The sequence below is a fragment of the Streptomyces sp. SD31 genome, assembly GCF_052068475.1.
Lineage (GTDB): Bacteria > Actinomycetota > Actinomycetes > Streptomycetales > Streptomycetaceae > Streptomyces.
The window spans coordinates 239009-254435 of sequence record NZ_JBQHCX010000006.1 but is presented as its reverse complement, the minus strand read 5'-3'; the positions used below and the strand labels follow the sequence as shown (position 1 = coordinate 254435).

At 71.1% G+C, this 15427-nt stretch carries 13 protein-coding genes and 1 pseudogene; 10 read left to right on the top strand and 4 right to left on the bottom strand.

What is annotated here, in order from left to right:
• The first annotated feature begins 259 nt into the window (after positions 1–259).
• On the top strand, positions 260–1864 hold the full coding sequence (locus ACTMVF_RS15400) for a serine/threonine-protein kinase (RefSeq protein ID WP_441271580.1): 1605 nt from the start codon (positions 260–262) through the stop codon (positions 1862–1864).
• Positions 1865–1907: 43 nt separating this feature from the next.
• Here ACTMVF_RS15400 and ACTMVF_RS15395 read toward each other — a convergent pair whose 3' ends face one another.
• Positions 1908–2381, bottom strand: coding sequence for a hypothetical protein (locus ACTMVF_RS15395; protein WP_441271579.1), 474 nt, complete (start codon positions 2379–2381; stop codon positions 1908–1910).
• Positions 2382–2752: 371 nt separating this feature from the next.
• Here ACTMVF_RS15395 and panD point away from each other — a divergent pair, with 371 nt between their 5' ends.
• The 3 genes from panD to ACTMVF_RS15380 are packed head-to-tail and all read left to right on the top strand — an operon-like array spanning position 2753 to position 4184.
• Positions 2753–3175: an aspartate 1-decarboxylase gene (gene panD / locus ACTMVF_RS15390; RefSeq protein ID WP_441271578.1), complete on the top strand. Its 423-nt coding sequence runs from the start codon at positions 2753–2755 to the stop codon at positions 3173–3175.
• Between the two features lie 26 nt (positions 3176–3201).
• Positions 3202–3546, top strand: coding sequence for a GNAT family N-acetyltransferase (locus ACTMVF_RS15385; RefSeq protein ID WP_441271577.1), 345 nt, complete (start codon positions 3202–3204; stop codon positions 3544–3546).
• Positions 3546–4184 (top strand): aspartate/glutamate racemase family protein, encoded by a 639-nt coding sequence (locus ACTMVF_RS15380; protein WP_441271576.1) that lies wholly within the window; start codon positions 3546–3548, stop codon positions 4182–4184. The genes ACTMVF_RS15385 and ACTMVF_RS15380 overlap by 1 nt, the downstream gene beginning before the upstream one ends.
• A 500-nt stretch (positions 4185–4684) precedes the next feature.
• Here ACTMVF_RS15380 and gndA read toward each other — a convergent pair whose 3' ends face one another.
• Positions 4685–6124 (bottom strand): NADP-dependent phosphogluconate dehydrogenase, encoded by a 1440-nt coding sequence (gndA, locus tag ACTMVF_RS15375; RefSeq protein ID WP_441271575.1) that lies wholly within the window; start codon positions 6122–6124, stop codon positions 4685–4687.
• A 294-nt stretch (positions 6125–6418) separates the two neighbouring features.
• Here gndA and ACTMVF_RS15370 point away from each other — a divergent pair, with 294 nt between their 5' ends.
• Entirely contained in the window at positions 6419–7585 is a 1167-nt protein-coding gene (locus ACTMVF_RS15370) for a transglycosylase family protein (protein WP_441271574.1), read from the top strand.
• Here the strand turns inward: ACTMVF_RS15370 and ACTMVF_RS15365 are convergent.
• Positions 7575–8753: a DMT family transporter gene (locus ACTMVF_RS15365; protein WP_441271573.1), complete on the bottom strand. Its 1179-nt coding sequence runs from the start codon at positions 8751–8753 to the stop codon at positions 7575–7577. The genes ACTMVF_RS15370 and ACTMVF_RS15365 overlap by 11 nt on opposite strands.
• 210 nt (positions 8754–8963) lie before the next feature.
• Between ACTMVF_RS15365 and ACTMVF_RS15360 the strand changes: the two genes are divergently transcribed.
• From ACTMVF_RS15360 to glgC, 3 genes and pseudogenes are all read left to right on the top strand, one after another.
• Positions 8964–9722 carry a (2Fe-2S)-binding protein gene (locus ACTMVF_RS15360; protein ID WP_441271572.1) on the top strand — a complete coding sequence of 253 codons (759 nt, stop codon included), beginning with the start codon at positions 8964–8966 and terminating at the stop codon, positions 9720–9722.
• A 41-nt stretch (positions 9723–9763) separates the two neighbouring features.
• Positions 9764–10923: pseudogene (gene glgA / locus ACTMVF_RS15355) on the top strand (glycogen synthase).
• A gap of 51 nt (positions 10924–10974) precedes the next feature.
• Positions 10975–12195 carry a glucose-1-phosphate adenylyltransferase gene (gene glgC, locus ACTMVF_RS15350; protein WP_441271571.1) on the top strand — a complete coding sequence of 407 codons (1221 nt, stop codon included), beginning with the start codon at positions 10975–10977 and terminating at the stop codon, positions 12193–12195.
• On the opposite strand, the gene ACTMVF_RS15345 is transcribed toward glgC, so the two are convergent.
• Complete coding sequence (locus ACTMVF_RS15345) at positions 12192–13136, bottom strand: DMT family transporter (protein WP_441271570.1); 945 nt, start codon at positions 13134–13136, stop codon at positions 12192–12194. The two genes, glgC and ACTMVF_RS15345, sit on opposite strands and share 4 nt — an antisense overlap.
• 81 nt (positions 13137–13217) lie before the next feature.
• Here ACTMVF_RS15345 and ACTMVF_RS15340 point away from each other — a divergent pair, with 81 nt between their 5' ends.
• The gene (locus ACTMVF_RS15340) at positions 13218–13826 is read left to right on the top strand and encodes a TetR/AcrR family transcriptional regulator (RefSeq protein WP_441271569.1); all 609 of its coding nucleotides are present in this window, start codon (positions 13218–13220) and stop codon (positions 13824–13826) included.
• Positions 13827–14074: 248 nt separating this feature from the next.
• The gene (locus tag ACTMVF_RS15335) at positions 14075–15412 is read left to right on the top strand and encodes a wax ester/triacylglycerol synthase family O-acyltransferase (protein ID WP_441271568.1); all 1338 of its coding nucleotides are present in this window, start codon (positions 14075–14077) and stop codon (positions 15410–15412) included.
• The last annotated feature ends 15 nt before the right edge of the window (positions 15413–15427 follow it).

Sequence of the window (15427 nt, the reverse complement as noted above, 5' to 3'; positions counted from 1 at the left end):
GCAGGCTGCCGGTCTCCCGAAGATCGTCTGAGTACCCGTGCGCACGACGGCCAATCCCGGGGAGAGAGTCGGGTCGATGCGCCGGCCTCACCACACCTCGGCCGACGTCGCTCGATCGCGGCGTGATGCACCTGTGACGCCCGCAGGCGCAACCGGTGATGTTGTAATGAGCGTCGGCCTGTAGTGCCACGCTGAGCCGATATCGAGTGCACCACTGTCCGCAGCACTCGGGCGAGGGAAACAGGGGGACGAAACGATCATGGAGAACTTGCGGCCCGGCGATCCCACGCAGGTCGGGGACTACCGGTTGCTCCGACGGCTCGGGGCCGGGGGCATGGGGCAGGTATTCCTTGGGCGGTCGCGGCGGGGGCGCACGGTCGCCGTGAAGCTGGTCCATGCGCAGTTGGCGTACGACGCGGAGTTCCGCCGCCGGTTCCGCGCGGAGGTGGCCGCGGCGCGGCGGGTGGGCGGGGAGTGGACGGCCCCGGTCCTGGACGCCGACACCGAGGCGGACACGCCCTGGGTTGCCACCGGGTATGTCGCCGGCCCCACATTGCACCAGGCGGTGACCGAGATCTGCGGGCCACTGCCGGAGCAGTCCGTGTGGCATCTGGCCGCCGGTCTGGCGCGTGCGCTGCAGAGCATCCACGGCTGCGGGCTGGTGCACCGGGACCTCAAGCCGTCGAACGTCATGCTGACGGTCAACGGTCCCCGGGTGATCGACTTCGGCGTCGCCCGCGCGGCGGACGCCAGCGTGCTGACCCGCACCGGTGCGATGGTCGGCTCTCCGGGGTACATGTCGCCCGAGCAGATCCTGGGCAGCGAGATCACCGGGCTGAGCGACGTGTTCAGCCTCGGCCTGGTGCTGGTGTTCGCCGCTACGGGCCGACAGGCGTTCGGGGGCCCGGACAGCGGCGCCCACGCGCTCATGCTGCGGGCGACCGAGGACGACCCGGACCTGGAGGGGATGCCCGAGCCGCTCGCCGAGCTCGTGGGGCGGTGCCTCGCCAAACAGCCCGAGAACCGAATTCCGCTGCCTGAGATCGTGGCGACGGCAGAGGCGGCCACGGCGGATGCCACCTCGGACGCGTGGCTTCCGGGCGCCCTGACAGCGGAGCTCGGCCGACACGCCTCCAGCCTCCTCGACCTCGAGGAGGCGCCGCCGCCGACCCAGGTCGACAACCCGGCCGCGGGCCGTGGCGGGGACGGCGTGCACGCCCTGCCGACCATGCAGGGCGGGCGCGTCCCGCCTCCGCCGCCGGGCGCTCCGACGCCGGTACCGATGCCCCCGGTACCCACGCCGACGCCGACCCCCATGCCGCCGATGCCGACACCACGTGCAACGGTGGCCACGCCGCCGATGCCGCCGGTACCGGGAGGCTTCCAGCCGGGCGGCCGCCGCAGGAAGCGGGTCGGCTCCGTGCTGCTCACTTTGGCCGCCGTCGCCGTACTCGCCATCGTCCTGGCCGTGAAGCTTCCCGACCTCAAAGGAAACGAGAACTCGGGCACCTCGGGGGCGTCCGGGTCGCCGAAGGCGTCCCCTGCCGACTACAAGGGCAAGTGGACCGGCAACGTGCGCGAGCCGGAGGGCGACCTCTACTCGATCAAGGTGAACTACACGGGCGGGAAGCTCGGCGACCAGGTGGCCACCGTCGACTACCCGTCGCTGGCGTGCAGCGGCCGATGGATCCTCACCATGGACACCGGGTATTCGGTACAGGTCCGAGAGGAGATCACCAAGGAGAGCAGCCCGTTGAACTGCGTCGACGAAGTCGACGTCGTCCTGACCCCCTCGGGCGACGGCAGCCTGAACTACAAGGTGCCGAGTGCGGAGGACACCGGAACGCTACAGCGCAGCAAGTGACCGACAGAGCCTTCAGGTTCTGGAATGCCTGACGGTTTGGACATCAGTCCGGCAGCGGCAGGGGAGGCAGCTGCTGGTACTCGGACCGGCCCCGGTTGAGCACAGAGATCGTCGCGGCGGTCAACCATGGCACGGTCGGTCCGGACAGCCGCATCGGCTCCCACTGCTGGTAGTCGGTGAACAGCGCCCACTGATCGAGCACGGGAAGAAAGCTGATGATCTCGTGGTGCCGAAGCGTCACCCAACGGTTCTCGGCCGCGACGTGCAGCAGCATGCGACGGTCGGTGAGTATCGCGCGGCAGGGGGAGAAGTCGCGCCATTGTGCCTGAGCCATCGCCTGCGCCCGGCTGCGGGCGCTGTTGTTGGCGAGCGCGTCCCCGACCAGCCCGGCGGCGACGAACAGCGGTGACCCGAAGTAGAAGCCCGAGCGCTGGTTGTAGGTCACGTTCGTGCCATAAAAGCGCGCGTAATCCGCCGACACGTCGCCGTATGCGATCTCACCCGCTTCGAGCAGCACGCCTGGAGTGGCGATGGGGGCCAACTCCCCTCCGCTGCTCAGGTGTCGGTGGAGAGAACACGCGGCCTCCCAGCCCTGCTGGTGAAGGGCGTGCAGGTGATCGTCAGCTGAATTCCGATGTGGCACTGCCCCTCGCCCCCACTGCGACACAGAACGGGTGGATCTCCGTTCGCCCTCATAATGCCAGGTGAGGAGGGCCCGGGACCCGAGTTTGGCGCGCGCGGCCCAGCAGCTCAGTGACGGGGCTCTCAATGCGGCCCACAGTGCCGTTCCGTACGCTGGTTGCGCCTGTCGACACCGAGGGCAGAGCAGAGTGAAACCGCCCTTGACCTGCACAAGCAGGCAGGGAGCCGAACAGCAGGAGCGCCCAAGTGCTGCGTACTCTCTTCAAGTCCAAGATCCACCGCGCCACCGTCACCCAGGCCGACCTGCACTACGTGGGATCGGTGACCATCGACGCGGACCTGCTCGCCGCCGCCGACCTGCTCCCCGGCGAGCTCGTCCACATCGTCGACATCACCAACGGCGCCCGCCTGGAGACGTACGTCATCGAGGGCGAGCGCGGCTCGGGGGGCATCGGGATCAACGGTGCCGCCGCCCATCTCGTCCACCCCGGCGACCTGGTGATCATCATCAGCTACGCTCAGATGACCGATGCCGAGGCGCGGGAGTTCGAGCCGCGGGTCGTGCACGTGGACGGAGCCAACCGGATCGTGGCCCTGGGCGCCGACCCGTCCGAGCCGGTGCCGGGCTCCGACCAGGAGCGCAGCCCGCAGGCCGTGCCGACGGCCTGACCCGAGGTCAAGACCAGGAGCGCGCCATGACTGACATCGAGATCCGCGACGACCGGTCGGCCGGCCGCCTGGAGGCGCTCCAGGGCGACGAAGTGGTCGGCCGCATCGAGTACTTCGTCCTCGAATCCCCGGCGCGCGCCCTCGTCCCCGTCCACACCATCGTGGAGCCGGCCCACGAGGGGAAGGGCATCGCGGGCTCCCTGGCGCGCGAGCTGTACGGCACGGCGGCGCGCGAGGGAGTCGTCGTCGCGCCCCTGTGCCCGTACGTCGTGAAGTGGGCCGAACGCCACCCCGACGAGGCCCCGGCAGCCGACCCCGGCCTGCTGGAGGCGGCGCAGGACTGGCTGCGGGAGCACCCGGGGAGGTTCTGATGCTCGCCCTCCTGCACACCTCGCCCTTGCACGTCCCGGTCTTCGACGCACTGCGCGACGAAGACCATCAAGGCCTGCAACTGCGCCACTTCATCGACGAGGAACTGCTGGCCCGGGCCCGCCGAGAAGGCCCCGAATCCGTCGTGGACGACGTCCGGGACGCGCTGCGCGAGGCCGTCGCCGACGGTGCGCGGGCCGTGCTGTGCACCTGCTCGACCATCGGCGCCATCGCGGAGGCGGCCGCCGCCGAGGCCGGGGTGCCGGTGCTGCGCGTGGACCGTCCGATGGCGGCGGCCGCAGTGGCCGAGGGGCCTCGGGTCGTGGTCCTGGCCACGGTGGAGAGCACGTTGGGTCCGACGGTGTCCTTGATCGAGGAGGAGGCCCGCCGTGCGGGGCGCCCCGTCGATGTACGGACCCGCCTCGTCGAGGGCGCGTGGGAGCGCTTCGACGCGGGGGACGTCGATGGTTGTGCCCGTCTGGTGGCCTCCGCGGCGGACCAGGTCACCGACGCCGACGCGGTCGTCCTCGCGCAGGTCTCCCTCACCCGGGCCCGGCAACTGACCACGACACCGGTGCCCGTACTGTCCAGCCCTCGCCTCGGGCTGGCGGCGGGTGCCCGGGCTCTGCACCCGCGGTAGACCCACCTGGGCGCCCGGGGTGACGCGGGTGAGTGACTGGCGGCGCGGCCGTCGGGTACGCGGGGGAGTAGTCCAGAGCCGACGTGCACCGATTGGCCGGAGGACGCCATGACGAACCCGTATCAGGATCCCGTCCACCCGGATCCTGTCCACCCGAGCCCGACCCCGGGCCCGACACCGGGTCCGGAACCCCAGCCCCCGGACCCGGCCCGCCCCCCTGAGCCGACCCCACCCCCACCTCCGAGCCCGGTTCCGCCTCCGACCCCGAGCCCGCCCCCGGAACCCTCCCCGTCACCGATCCCCCCGGGACCGGAGCCGGTACCGAACCCGGAGCCAGGCCCACCACTGACCTGAGGGGGCGACGAGAACGCGGCAGGCAGTGAACGCGGAGCGGTGGGCGACGAGAAATCGCCGCCCACCGCAACGCCCTGAGGGGGCGCGGGGAACTGCGCGGCAAACCCCCACGCACCCGCACCCGCGATACGACCGCCCCCGAGTTCTTAGGCGGACACCTCCGACCGATCCCCGCCCCACAACGTGTGGAACGACCCCTCCCGATCGGTCCGCCGATACGTGTGCGCCCCAAAGAAGTCCCGCTGCCCCTGCGTAAGCGCCGCAGGCAACCGCTCGGCCCGCAGCGCGTCGTAGTAAGCGAGCGCCGCAGCGAACCCCGGCGTCGGCACCCCCTGCCGGGTCGCCGCGACGATCACCTCACGCCAGTCGTCCTGCGCCGCGGCGATCTCCTGCGCGAACGTGTCGTCGGCCAGCAGGCTCGGCAGATCGGCCCGGGTGTCGTACGCCGCGCGGATCCGGTCCAGGAACGCCGCGCGAATGATGCAGCCGCCCCGCCAGATGGCCGAGACGGCACCCAGGTCGATGTCCCAGTCGTACTCCGCGCGCGCCGCGTCGATCTCGTGGAAGCCCTGCGTGTACGACACGATCTTCGACGCGTACAGCGCCTGCTCCACCCGGTCGGCGAACGCCCCCGCCTCCGCCTCGCTCAGCGGCGACGCCTTGGGCCCGGCCAGCCCGCGGGACGCGTCCCGCAGCGCCGCGTGCCCGGACAGGGAGCGGGCGAAGACCGCCTCCGCGATGCCGGAGACCGGCACGCCCAGGTCCAGGGCGATCTGCACGGTCCAGCGTCCTGTGCCCTTCTGCTCGGCCTGGTCGACCACCACGTCCACGAACGGCTTGCCCGTCGCCGCGTCCACGTGCGACAGCACCTCGGCGGTGATCTCGATCAGGTAGGAGTCAAGACGGCCGGTGTTCCAGGTCCGGAAGATCTCCGCGATCTGCGCGGGCTCGTACCCGGCGACATCCCGCAGCAGCTGGTACGCCTCGCCGATGAGCTGCATGTCGGCGTACTCGATGCCGTTGTGCACCATCTTCACGAAGTGCCCGGCACCGTCCGGACCCACGTGCGTCACACAGGGCGCCCCGTCCGCCGCCTTCGCCGAGATCTTCTCCAGCATCGGGCCCAGCGAGTCGTACGACTCCTTCGGGCCGCCCGGCATGATGCTCGGCCCGTGCAGCGCGCCCTCCTCGCCGCCGGAGACGCCCATGCCGACGAAGTGGATGCCCTGCTCGCGCAGGTCGCGCTCCCGGCGCCGGGTGTCGGCGAAGTGCGCGTTGCCGCCGTCGATGATCATGTCGCCGGGCTCCAGGAGCGGCGCGAACTCCTGGATCACCGCGTCGGTCGGCTCACCGGCCTTGACCATGATGACCAGGCGCCGCGGCCGCTCCAGCGCCGCCACGAAGTCCTTGGCGCTCTCGGCCGCGATGAACTCGCCCTCGCTCCCGAACTCCTCCACGAGCGCCCGCGTGCGCGCCGGCGTCCGGTTGTGCACCGCGACCGTGTAGCCGTTGCGGGCGAAGTTGCGGGCGAGATTGCGGCCCATGACCGCGAGACCCGTGACGCCGATCTGCGCCGAAGTGCTCATACGTTGGCTCCTAGTGACCTCGATATATCAGCGGTGCCGGTCATGCCCGCCAGTACTGCCCCATCGTCCATCCTGACGTGCCGGTTCTCCGACCGCACACCCGGGGTGGCGCGATGTCGCGCAGGCAGATACGCACGGAAGGCCCCACCGCACTCAGCTGTAGCGGGCACCGGGCAACGTGCGTCTGTTCCGCGCCACTTGGCGTGGACGAGCGGCTGAATTGCCGTCTTGTCATGGCCTGTTCGCAGCGCTTACTTTTGCCCCTCCTGACGCATGTCAATGGGGGGCTCCGTCATGGCCGTACGCGGTCGGCACCGCCGGTACCAGCCGAACAGGATCAACCGTGCCTCGCTCACCGTCACCGCGGGCGGCGCCGGTATGGCGCTCCCGCTCATCGGCACCGGTGTCGCGCAGGCGGCCGACGTGGACACCTGGAACAAGGTCGCCGCGTGCGAGTCGACCAACCGGTGGCACGTCAACACCGGCAACGGCTACTACGGCGGGCTGCAGTTCGCCCAGTCGACGTGGGAGGCCTACGGCGGTACGCGGTACGCGGCACGGGCGGATCTGGCCACCAAGGACCAGCAGATCGCCGTCGCGGAGAAGGTGCTGGACGGGCAGGGACCGGGTGCCTGGCCGCAGTGCTCGGTGCGGGCCGGGCTGACCCAGGGCGGGGACACCCCCGACATCCACCCCGCCGGCACCACCAGGAAGACCTCGGTGCAGGACGTCCAGCCGCAGACCACGCCCCAGTCGCGGGCGGGCACGGCCGAGATGTACACCGTGGTCCGCGGCGACACACTTTCGGGGATTGCCGAGTCGCAGCAGGTCAAGGGCGGTTGGCAGGGGCTGTACGCCGCGAACCGGAAGGCCATCGGAGCCGACCCGGACCTGATCCTGCCCGGTCAGCGGCTCGCGCTGCGCGGCAAGGCCGCCCCGACGAAGACCCGGCCGGCCTCCCCCGCCACGTCCTCGCCCGAGAAGAAGACCTCTTCGGACCGGCAAGCTGCCGACCGTGACGCCGCCGAGCGGGAGAAGCAGTCCACTACGGCCAGTCGCTCGCTGGTCGCCCCGGTGAGCTCCCCCGCGGGCACCCCGTACCGCAAGGCCGGGTCGTCCTGGTCGAAGGGCTACCACACCGGCGTCGACTTTCCCGTCCCGACCGGTACCTCCGTGAAGTCCATCGGGGCAGGTCAGGTGGTCGACGCGGGCTGGGGCGGCTCCTTCGGCTACCAGGTGGTGATCCGGCACACCGACGGCCGCTACAGCCAGTACGCCCACCTCTCGGCCATCTCCGTGAAGGCCGGGCAGTCGGTGGCAGCCGGTCAGCGCATCGGCCGCTCCGGGTCCACGGGCAACAGCACGGGCCCGCATCTGCACTTCGAGGTGCGGACGGGGCCCGGTTTCGGCGCGGACATCGACCCGGTGGCCTATCTCCGGGCCGGTGGCGTCAGGATTTGACGCGGATGCGGTGCCGGTCGAGGACCGGCGTCGGGACGTACGGGCCGCCGTAGAAGGGGCCGTAGAGGTTCGGGGGGTCGCCCTCGGGCCGCGGCGCCTCGCCGTCCTCGTACGCGCCCTCCGCGACCTGGGCGGGTATGAGGATGCCCTCGATCCTGTCCGGTACGAGGATCTCGTCACGGTCCGGCACGAGAATCTCGTCACTGTCCGGTACGAGGATCTCCTCGCCCGGCATGGGCCCGGTCTGCTCCGGAACGCCCGCGAGCAGCTCCTCGGCAGGCACCGGCTCCACAGCCGGCCGCGTCGGCTCGGGCAGGGCCCGCTCGGCCGCCTCCTCCGTACGCGCGATCCGCTCCGTCGTCAGCAGGATCAGGCCACCCGCCGAGACCACGCCGCAGCCCAGGGCGAGTACGGTGCCCGTGGTGCCGTACCGGAAGATCTCGCCGAACATCGTGATGCCGACCGCGGCCGCCACCACCGGGTTCACGACCGTCAGCGTGGCCAGCGGGGCCGCGAGTCCCGCGCCCCGGTAGGCGGCCTGGGACAGCAGCAGACCGGCCGTGGCGAAGACGCCTATCGTGGCCAGGGCCGGCAGGTCGGCCGCGGACACCCCGCCGTTCCAGTCGACGGCGACGACCTTCGTGAACACCGAGGACATGCCGAAGGCTATGCCGGACCCGGTCGCGAGCAGCATGCTGCGCACCGCCGGATGGCGGTGGGCCGCCCGGCCCGCGATCATCAGCGCCACGACGAGGCCACCGGTCACCAGGGCCACGCCCACCCGCTCGGCCGTGGCCAGCGACTGCGCCTCGGAGGAGCCCACCAGGGACAGCAGCCCGGCGAGACCCACGGTCGCCATGATCGCGCCCCGCCAGGCCGTCGACCCGGCCTTGCGGCCCACGAACAGCGCCGCCATCGGTAGCGCGAACACGATCGTCAGGGCACCGAGCGGCTGCACCAGGCTCAGCGGACCGAACGCCAGCGCCACCACGTGCAGCACGCCGCCGAGGCCGTTCAGCGCGACCGCCGCCCACCAGCCCGGCCGGCGCATCGGCGCGAACTGCTGCCCCGGGGAGGACACCGCGACACGCTCCTGCACGATCGCCCCGCCCGCGTACGCGACCGCGGAGATGAGCGACAGGAGCACGGACAACGCGAGGGCGCTCATGAGCTGCTCCTCTGCGTGAGGCGGGGGCGGTGACCGCGGCGTGGCGATCGGTCGGCTTCCATAATCAACACGATGCCGCGAAAAGCTCTTCCCGTCGTCGTACCAGAGCACGCACTGTGTCGTACTGCCGATGGAGTATTACGGCGGCTGTCTCATCCCCAAGGCTGGTGACCCCGGATGGAGACCCCGAGGTGATAACCCCGAGGGGCCTTGGTACTACTGCTCCTCGTGGACCTCGACCCCGACCTCGCCGCGCTCCGGCCGCTCGGCGGCTTCTTCGTACTACGCACCGCCGGAGCCGCCGCCCCTCGGTCACTTCCGACCCTGGCGGAGGCGTACGCGGAACCCGCACCGGACTCCCGGGGAAATCCCCTGGATTTCCGCGTCCGGAAAGTCGCGAACGCCCTGGGCGCCCCCGAGTTGCGGGTCGCCGTCTCCGTGGCTCAGCAGGGACTCGCGGCCCGCCTGTGGTCGGTGACGCTCGGCTGCGCCGCCCTGTACGGCAGTGTCCCCGACCTCGACCCGCGCCTGCTGCACTGGGACCCCGACGGCAGCGCCCCCGACGACCTGTGGCTCCCTCAGGTGCGCCCCCTGCCCGCGGACCCGGCGACGATCGCCGACGTCGTCCTGCACGGACACCTTCAGCCGCTGACCGCCGCCCTGCACACCCGGTACCGCGTCGCGGCGGGCCTGCTGTGGGGCAACGCCGGATCCGCCCTCGCGGGAGCGGCCCGGCAACTGGACCAGTGGGCGCGCGCAGGCGGCCGTACGGAGATCGCCGCCCGGGCCCGTGCCCTGAGCACCGAACTCTTCGGCCACCCCCTCCTCGCCGGCACCGGCACCCTCACCGCAGCCGCGTTCCGGCGCCGCAGCTGCTGCCTCTACTACCGCGTGCCGGGCGGCGGCGTGTGCGGTGACTGTTGCTTCCCACGACCCCCGCGCTCTTCCCCACGCGCCACATCTGGGTGACCATGAAAGGGCAACCAGCCGCTGAGAACAGGGGGTTCCGGGTGCGAGTGGGACTGCTGACCCGGGAGTACCCGCCGGACGTGTACGGCGGCGCGGGCGTCCATGTCGAGTTCCTCGCCCGGGAGTTGAGGGATCTCGTCGACCTGGAGGTGCACTGCTGGGGCGAGGGCCGCGGGGTGGGCGTGCAGCGCCACCGCCCCTGGTCCGCGCTGGACACCGCCAACGACGCGCTGCGCACCTTCTCCGTGGACCTCGCCATGGCCGCCGGACTCGAAGGCCGCGAACTCGTCCACTCCCACACCTGGTACGCCAACCTCGCCGGCCACCTCGGCAAGCTCCAGTACGGCATTCCGCATGTGATGACCGCCCACTCCCTGGAGCCGCTGCGCCCCTGGAAGGCCGAGCAACTCGGCGGCGGATACGCCCTGTCGAGCTGGGCCGAGCGTACCGCGATCGAGACCGCCGACGCGGTGATCGCCGTCTCCGGAGCCATGCGCGAGGACATCCTCAGCTGCTATCCGATGCTGGATCCGGCCAAGGTCCACGTCGTGCACAACGGCATCGATACCACTCTCTACCGGCCCGACCACGGCACCGATGTCCTGGACCGCATCGGCCTTGACGCCGATCGGCCGATCGTCCTGTTCGTCGGCCGTATCACCCGCCAGAAGGGCGTGCCCCATCTGCTGCGCGCGGTACGGGACATCGACCCGGCCGCGCAGGTCGTCCTGTGCGCCGGCGCGCCCGACACCCCGAGATCGACCAGGAGTTCCGCGATCTCTACCAGGAGCTGAGCCGGGTTCGCGAGGGCGTGCACTGGATCCCGCAGATGCTGCCGCGTCCGGAGGTGATCCAACTCCTCACGCACGCCGCCGTGTTCGTCTGCCCTTCGGTGTACGAGCCCCTCGGCATCGTCAACCTGGAGGCGATGGCCTGCGGAACTCCCGTGGTGGCCTCGCGGGTCGGCGGCATTCCCGAGGTCGTCGACGACGGCAAGACGGGTCTGCTCGTGCCGCTGGGCGACGACTTCGAGGCCTTCGAGGCCGGACTCGCGCGGGCCCTGGACTCGGTGATCGGCGACCCGGAGGCCGCCCGCCGGATGGGCGAGGCCGGACGGGAGCGCGCGGTGGGGGAGTTCGGCTGGGACGCGGTGGCACGGCGGACGGTCCGGCTCTACCGGGAGATCCTCAAACAGGCTTAGCGCGCGCTACTCAGGGGCAGGCTGGCATCAACCACGGTGAGGGGAGCGGCCATGCGTCGTGGCGGACCTTCGGTGCTCGGAATCGTACTCGCGGGCGGAGAAGGCAAACGCCTGATGCCCCTGACCGCGGACCGCGCGAAACCCGCGGTCACTTTCGGAGGAACGTATCGCCTGGTCGATTTCGTCCTCTCCAACCTCGTCAACGCCGACATCCTGCGCATCTGTGTCCTCACGCAGTACAAGTCGCACTCGCTGGACCGGCACATCACCACGACCTGGCGCATGTCCAGCCTGCTCGGCAACTACGTCACCCCCGTCCCGGCCCAGCAGCGGCTCGGCCCGCGCTGGTACCTGGGCAGCGCGGACGCGATCCTGCAGTCCCTGAACCTGATCTACGACGAACGCCCCGAGTACGTCGCGGTGTTCGGCGCCGACCATGTGTACCGCATGGACCCGCGCCAGATGCTCGCCCAGCACATCGAGAGCGGCGCGGGCGTGACGGTGGCGGGCATCCGCGTGCCGCGCAGCGAGTCGTCGTCCTTCGGCGTGATCAGCCCGGGTTCGGACGGCCTCACCGTGGACCGCTTCCTGGAGAAGCCCGCCGACCCGCCGGGCCTGCCGGACGACCCGGAGACCGTCTTCGCCTCGATGGGCAACTACCTCTTCACCACCAAGACCCTCGTCGAGGCGCTCCAGCGGGACGCCGAGGACGAGAACTCCGTGCACGACATGGGCGGTTCGATCCTGCCCCAGCTCACCGACCGGGGCGAGGCCCAGCTGTACGACTTCAGCGCCAACCACGTCCCCGGCGAGACCAACCGCGACCGGGGCTACTGGCGGGACGTCGGCACGCTGGACGCGTACTACGACGCCCACATGGACCTCATCGCCGAGCGCCCCGCCTTCAACCTCTACAACCGCAGCTGGCCCATCTACACCCACTCGGGCCAGCTCTCCCCGGCCCGCTTCAACGCGGGCGGCATGGCGAGCGAGTCCATCATCAGCGCCGGGTGTCTCATACGCGGTCAGGTCACGCGGTCCGTGCTGTCGCCGGGGGTCGTCGTCGACCCGGGGGCGGTGGTGCAGGGGGCGGTACTGCACGACAACGTGCGCATCGGGCGGGGCGCGGTGGTGCGAGGTGCCGTGCTCGACAAGAACGTCGAGGTGCCGCCCGGCGCGACGATCGGCGTCAATCCGGAGCGGGACGCAGACCTGTACACCGTTTCCAAGGGCGGGGTGATCGCGCTGGGGAAGGGGCAGGGGGTGTCCTAGCGGGCGGTACGGACGACAGGGACATCGGCCTCTTCCGACCTCGATCGCTCATGAAGGGTGCCGTCGGCCCTGGGCGATGAGGTGTCGCCGCGATGCACGATGACCACTGCCGCCAGGCCGACGGCCAGGCCGAGCGCGGTCTGCGGGCCGAACGGTTCGCCGAACATGAGGGCGCCCCAGACCGCCGTGACCGGAGCCATGAGGAACATGAGGGTGTTGACCTTGGTGACTCCGGAGCGCCTCAGGATGAGCCAGTACAGCCCGTAACCGCCGAAGGTCGACAAGGCCACGAGCCAGGTGATCGCGGACCAGAACGCGAGTTCGGCGGGCGGCTTCGCGGCTCCGGCGCTCACGGCCAGCGCGGTGAAGACGACCGCGCTGGTGGCGCAGTGGACGGTCATCGACACCGCGGGTGCGACGCGCGTGCGGGAGCGGCTTTCGAAGAACGTGGCCGCCACCAGCGAGCACATGCCCAGGAAGGGGACGAGGTAGGCCCACCAGGCCGCCCCGGTGCCGGCCGCGGCGTCGGCCACGGTGACGAGGGCGACGCCGCTCACCCCGAGGCACAGGCCCAGCCACTGCCTGCGCGAGACGTACTGACCCAACAACGGTCCGGCGAGTGCTCCCGCGACGAGGGGCTGGACGCCGTCGATCAGGGCGGTGGTGCCGCTGGAGACCCCGAGTTGGATCGCGTAGTACACGGTGAGCAGATAGCCGCTCTGCGACAGCACGCCGATCACGGCCTGCCGGCCCACGTCCCGCAGCGTGAGGCCCCGCCACGACGTTCCGGAGGCGAGGGCGACGACGACCAGTACGGCGGCCAGCGGCAGGAACCGCCACATCAGGATGGTGACCGCGGCCGCACTGCCCGCGCCGAGCTTGGCCCCGATGAACCCGGAACTCCAGCAGAGCACGAAGGCGATCGAGAGCAGGAAGTTCATGCCTTGTCCTTCCCTGGCGCTCAACTAAACAGATCGGTATACCAACTCCCTCCCACTATACAGATCGGTATACTCGTGGACATGGGCACCACCGACAGACCGCGACGGATCACGATGACGCCCGGCGCGCGGCGCGCCCTGGAGGCCGCCGGGAGGCTGTTCTACGAGCGGGGCATCCATGCCGTCGGGGTGGACCTGATCGCCGCCGAGGCCGGGGTGACGAAGAAGACCCTCTACGACCGCTTCGGCTCCAAGGAGCAGATCGTCGTGGAGTACCTCGCGGATCGCGACGAACGCTGGCGTGCCTTCCTGGCCCAGCACCTCGACGCCGCACGGCCGACCCCGACGTCGCGCGTCACGGCCGTCTTCGACGCCTCACGCGCGTGGTCGGCGAAGTACAGCTCCAAGGGATGCAGCATGGTCAACGCGCACGCAGAGATCAGCGACCCCTCCCACCCGGCCTACCCGATCATCACCGGGCAGAAGCAGTGGATGCTCGCCCTGTTCACCGACCTCGCCCGGGACATCACCCCGGACGGGGCCGGCCGTCTGGGCCGGACGCTCATGCTGCTCCACGAAGGAGCGCTCGTCGCCCATGGCCTGAACAGCTTCCCGGACCCCATCGGCCATGCCCGCGAGCAGGCGCGAGCGCTCCTTGCCGGCGCTGAGGCCTCCGCGGCGAAGCGGTGAAGCGAGTGCGGCGCCGCTCGGGGACGCTCGCCAAGTGCTCATCCGTGACGCCTCCCGGGTGACACCCACGGGATGCCCGGCGCCGCAACCTGTGTTCAGGTGACCTCATATGCACCATGAGTCCCGCCCCTATCACCAGGGGTGGGACTTAATCTGCTGTTAACTGTGCGTAGCTTGATCGTACTTGACCGTAATCGCTTCAGGGCGATTGACTTCTGATCCACCCTTCGTCGACGCGAGGCAAGCCATTGACTTCTGACCTGCTCGCCCCTCTCGACCTGGCGTTCTGGAGCATCGAGTCCCCCGAACACCCCATGCACCTGGGTGCGCTGGGCGTGTTCACGGCGCACTCGCCCACCGCCGGCGCCCACGCGGCCGACCTGCTCGCCGCGCGCGCCGCCGCCGTGCCGGGGCTGCGGATGCGGATCCGTGACGCCTGGCAGCCGCTGGACCTCCTCCAGCCGTTCTCCTTCGGTGGCGCGGCCCGCGAGCCCGCCCCCGACTTCGACCCCCTGGACCATGTCCGGCTGCACGCCCCCGCCGCCGACTTCCAGGCGGTGGCGGGCCGGCTCATGGAGCGCCCGCTGGAGCGCGGCCGGCCGCCCTGGGAGGCGCATGTGCTGCCGGGGGAGGACGGCGTGTCCTTCGCGGTGCTGTTCAAGTTCCACCACGCCCTCGCCGACGGCCTGCGGGCGCTCACCCTCGCCGCCGCCGTCCTGGACCCGATGGACCTGCCCGCACGCAAACCCCGCCCCGAGGAGCCCCGGCGCGGTCTCCTTCCGGATGTGCGCAAGCTGCCGGGGCTGCTGCGCGGCGCCGTGTCCGACGTGGGGCGGGCCCTCGACATCGGCGCCTCCGTCGCCGCGTCGACCCTCGCGACGCGCTCGTCGTCGGCGTTGACCGCGGAGCCGAGCGGCACCCGCCGTACCGCCGGAGTCGTCGTCGACATCGATGACGTGCACGTGATCCGCAAGGCCGTCGGCGGCACCGTCAACGATGTCCTCATCGCGGTCGTCGCGGGCGCCCTGCGCCGCTGGCTCGACGAGCGCGGCGACGGCAGCGAGGGCGTCGCGCCCCGCGCCCTGATCCCCGTCTCCAAGCGCCGGCCGCGCACCGCCCACCCACAGGGCAACCGGCTCTCCGGGTACTTGATACGGCTCCCGGTCGACGACCCGGACCCGCTGCGCCGCCTCGCCACGGTGCGTACGGCCATGGACCGCAACAAGGACGCCGGCCCCAACCGGGGCGCGGGCGCTGTCGCCCTGCTCGCGGACCATGTGCCGGCGCTCGGACATCGGCTCGGCGGACCGCTGGTCGGCCAGGCGGCCCGGCTCTGGTTCGACATCCTGGTCACCAGCGTGCCGTTGCCCGGCATCGCCCTGAAGCTCGGCGGCCACCCGGTCACCGAGGTCTACCCCTTCGCCCCGCTCGCGCGCGGCCAGTCCCTCGCGGTCGCCATCTCGACCTACCGCGGACGCGTCCACTACGGACTCGTCGCCGACGCGGAGGCCGTACCGGACCTCGACGTCCTCGCCAGGGCCGTGTCCGAGGAGGTGGCGGCGCTGATCACCGCCTGCGGCCCTTGAGCCCCCTACCCAGCC

What these genes read in the sequence shown, in the direction of transcription:
- ACTMVF_RS15400 (WP_441271580.1), top strand. Translation starts at nt 260, where the DNA reads ATGGAGAACTTGCGGCCCGGCGATCCCACGCAGGTCGGGGACTACCGG.
- ACTMVF_RS15385 (WP_441271577.1), top strand. Translation starts at nt 3,202, where the DNA reads ATGACTGACATCGAGATCCGCGACGACCGGTCGGCCGGCCGCCTGGAG.
- ACTMVF_RS15380 (WP_441271576.1), top strand. Translation starts at nt 3,546, where the DNA reads ATGCTCGCCCTCCTGCACACCTCGCCCTTGCACGTCCCGGTCTTCGAC.
- gndA (WP_441271575.1), bottom strand. Translation starts at nt 6,124, where the DNA reads ATGAGCACTTCGGCGCAGATCGGCGTCACGGGTCTCGCGGTCATGGGC.
- ACTMVF_RS15370 (WP_441271574.1), top strand. Translation starts at nt 6,419, where the DNA reads ATGGCCGTACGCGGTCGGCACCGCCGGTACCAGCCGAACAGGATCAAC.
- ACTMVF_RS15365 (WP_441271573.1), bottom strand. Translation starts at nt 8,753, where the DNA reads ATGAGCGCCCTCGCGTTGTCCGTGCTCCTGTCGCTCATCTCCGCGGTC.
- glgC (WP_441271571.1), top strand. Translation starts at nt 10,975, where the DNA reads ATGCGTCGTGGCGGACCTTCGGTGCTCGGAATCGTACTCGCGGGCGGA.
- ACTMVF_RS15345 (WP_441271570.1), bottom strand. Translation starts at nt 13,136, where the DNA reads ATGAACTTCCTGCTCTCGATCGCCTTCGTGCTCTGCTGGAGTTCCGGG.
- ACTMVF_RS15340 (WP_441271569.1), top strand. Translation starts at nt 13,218, where the DNA reads ATGGGCACCACCGACAGACCGCGACGGATCACGATGACGCCCGGCGCG.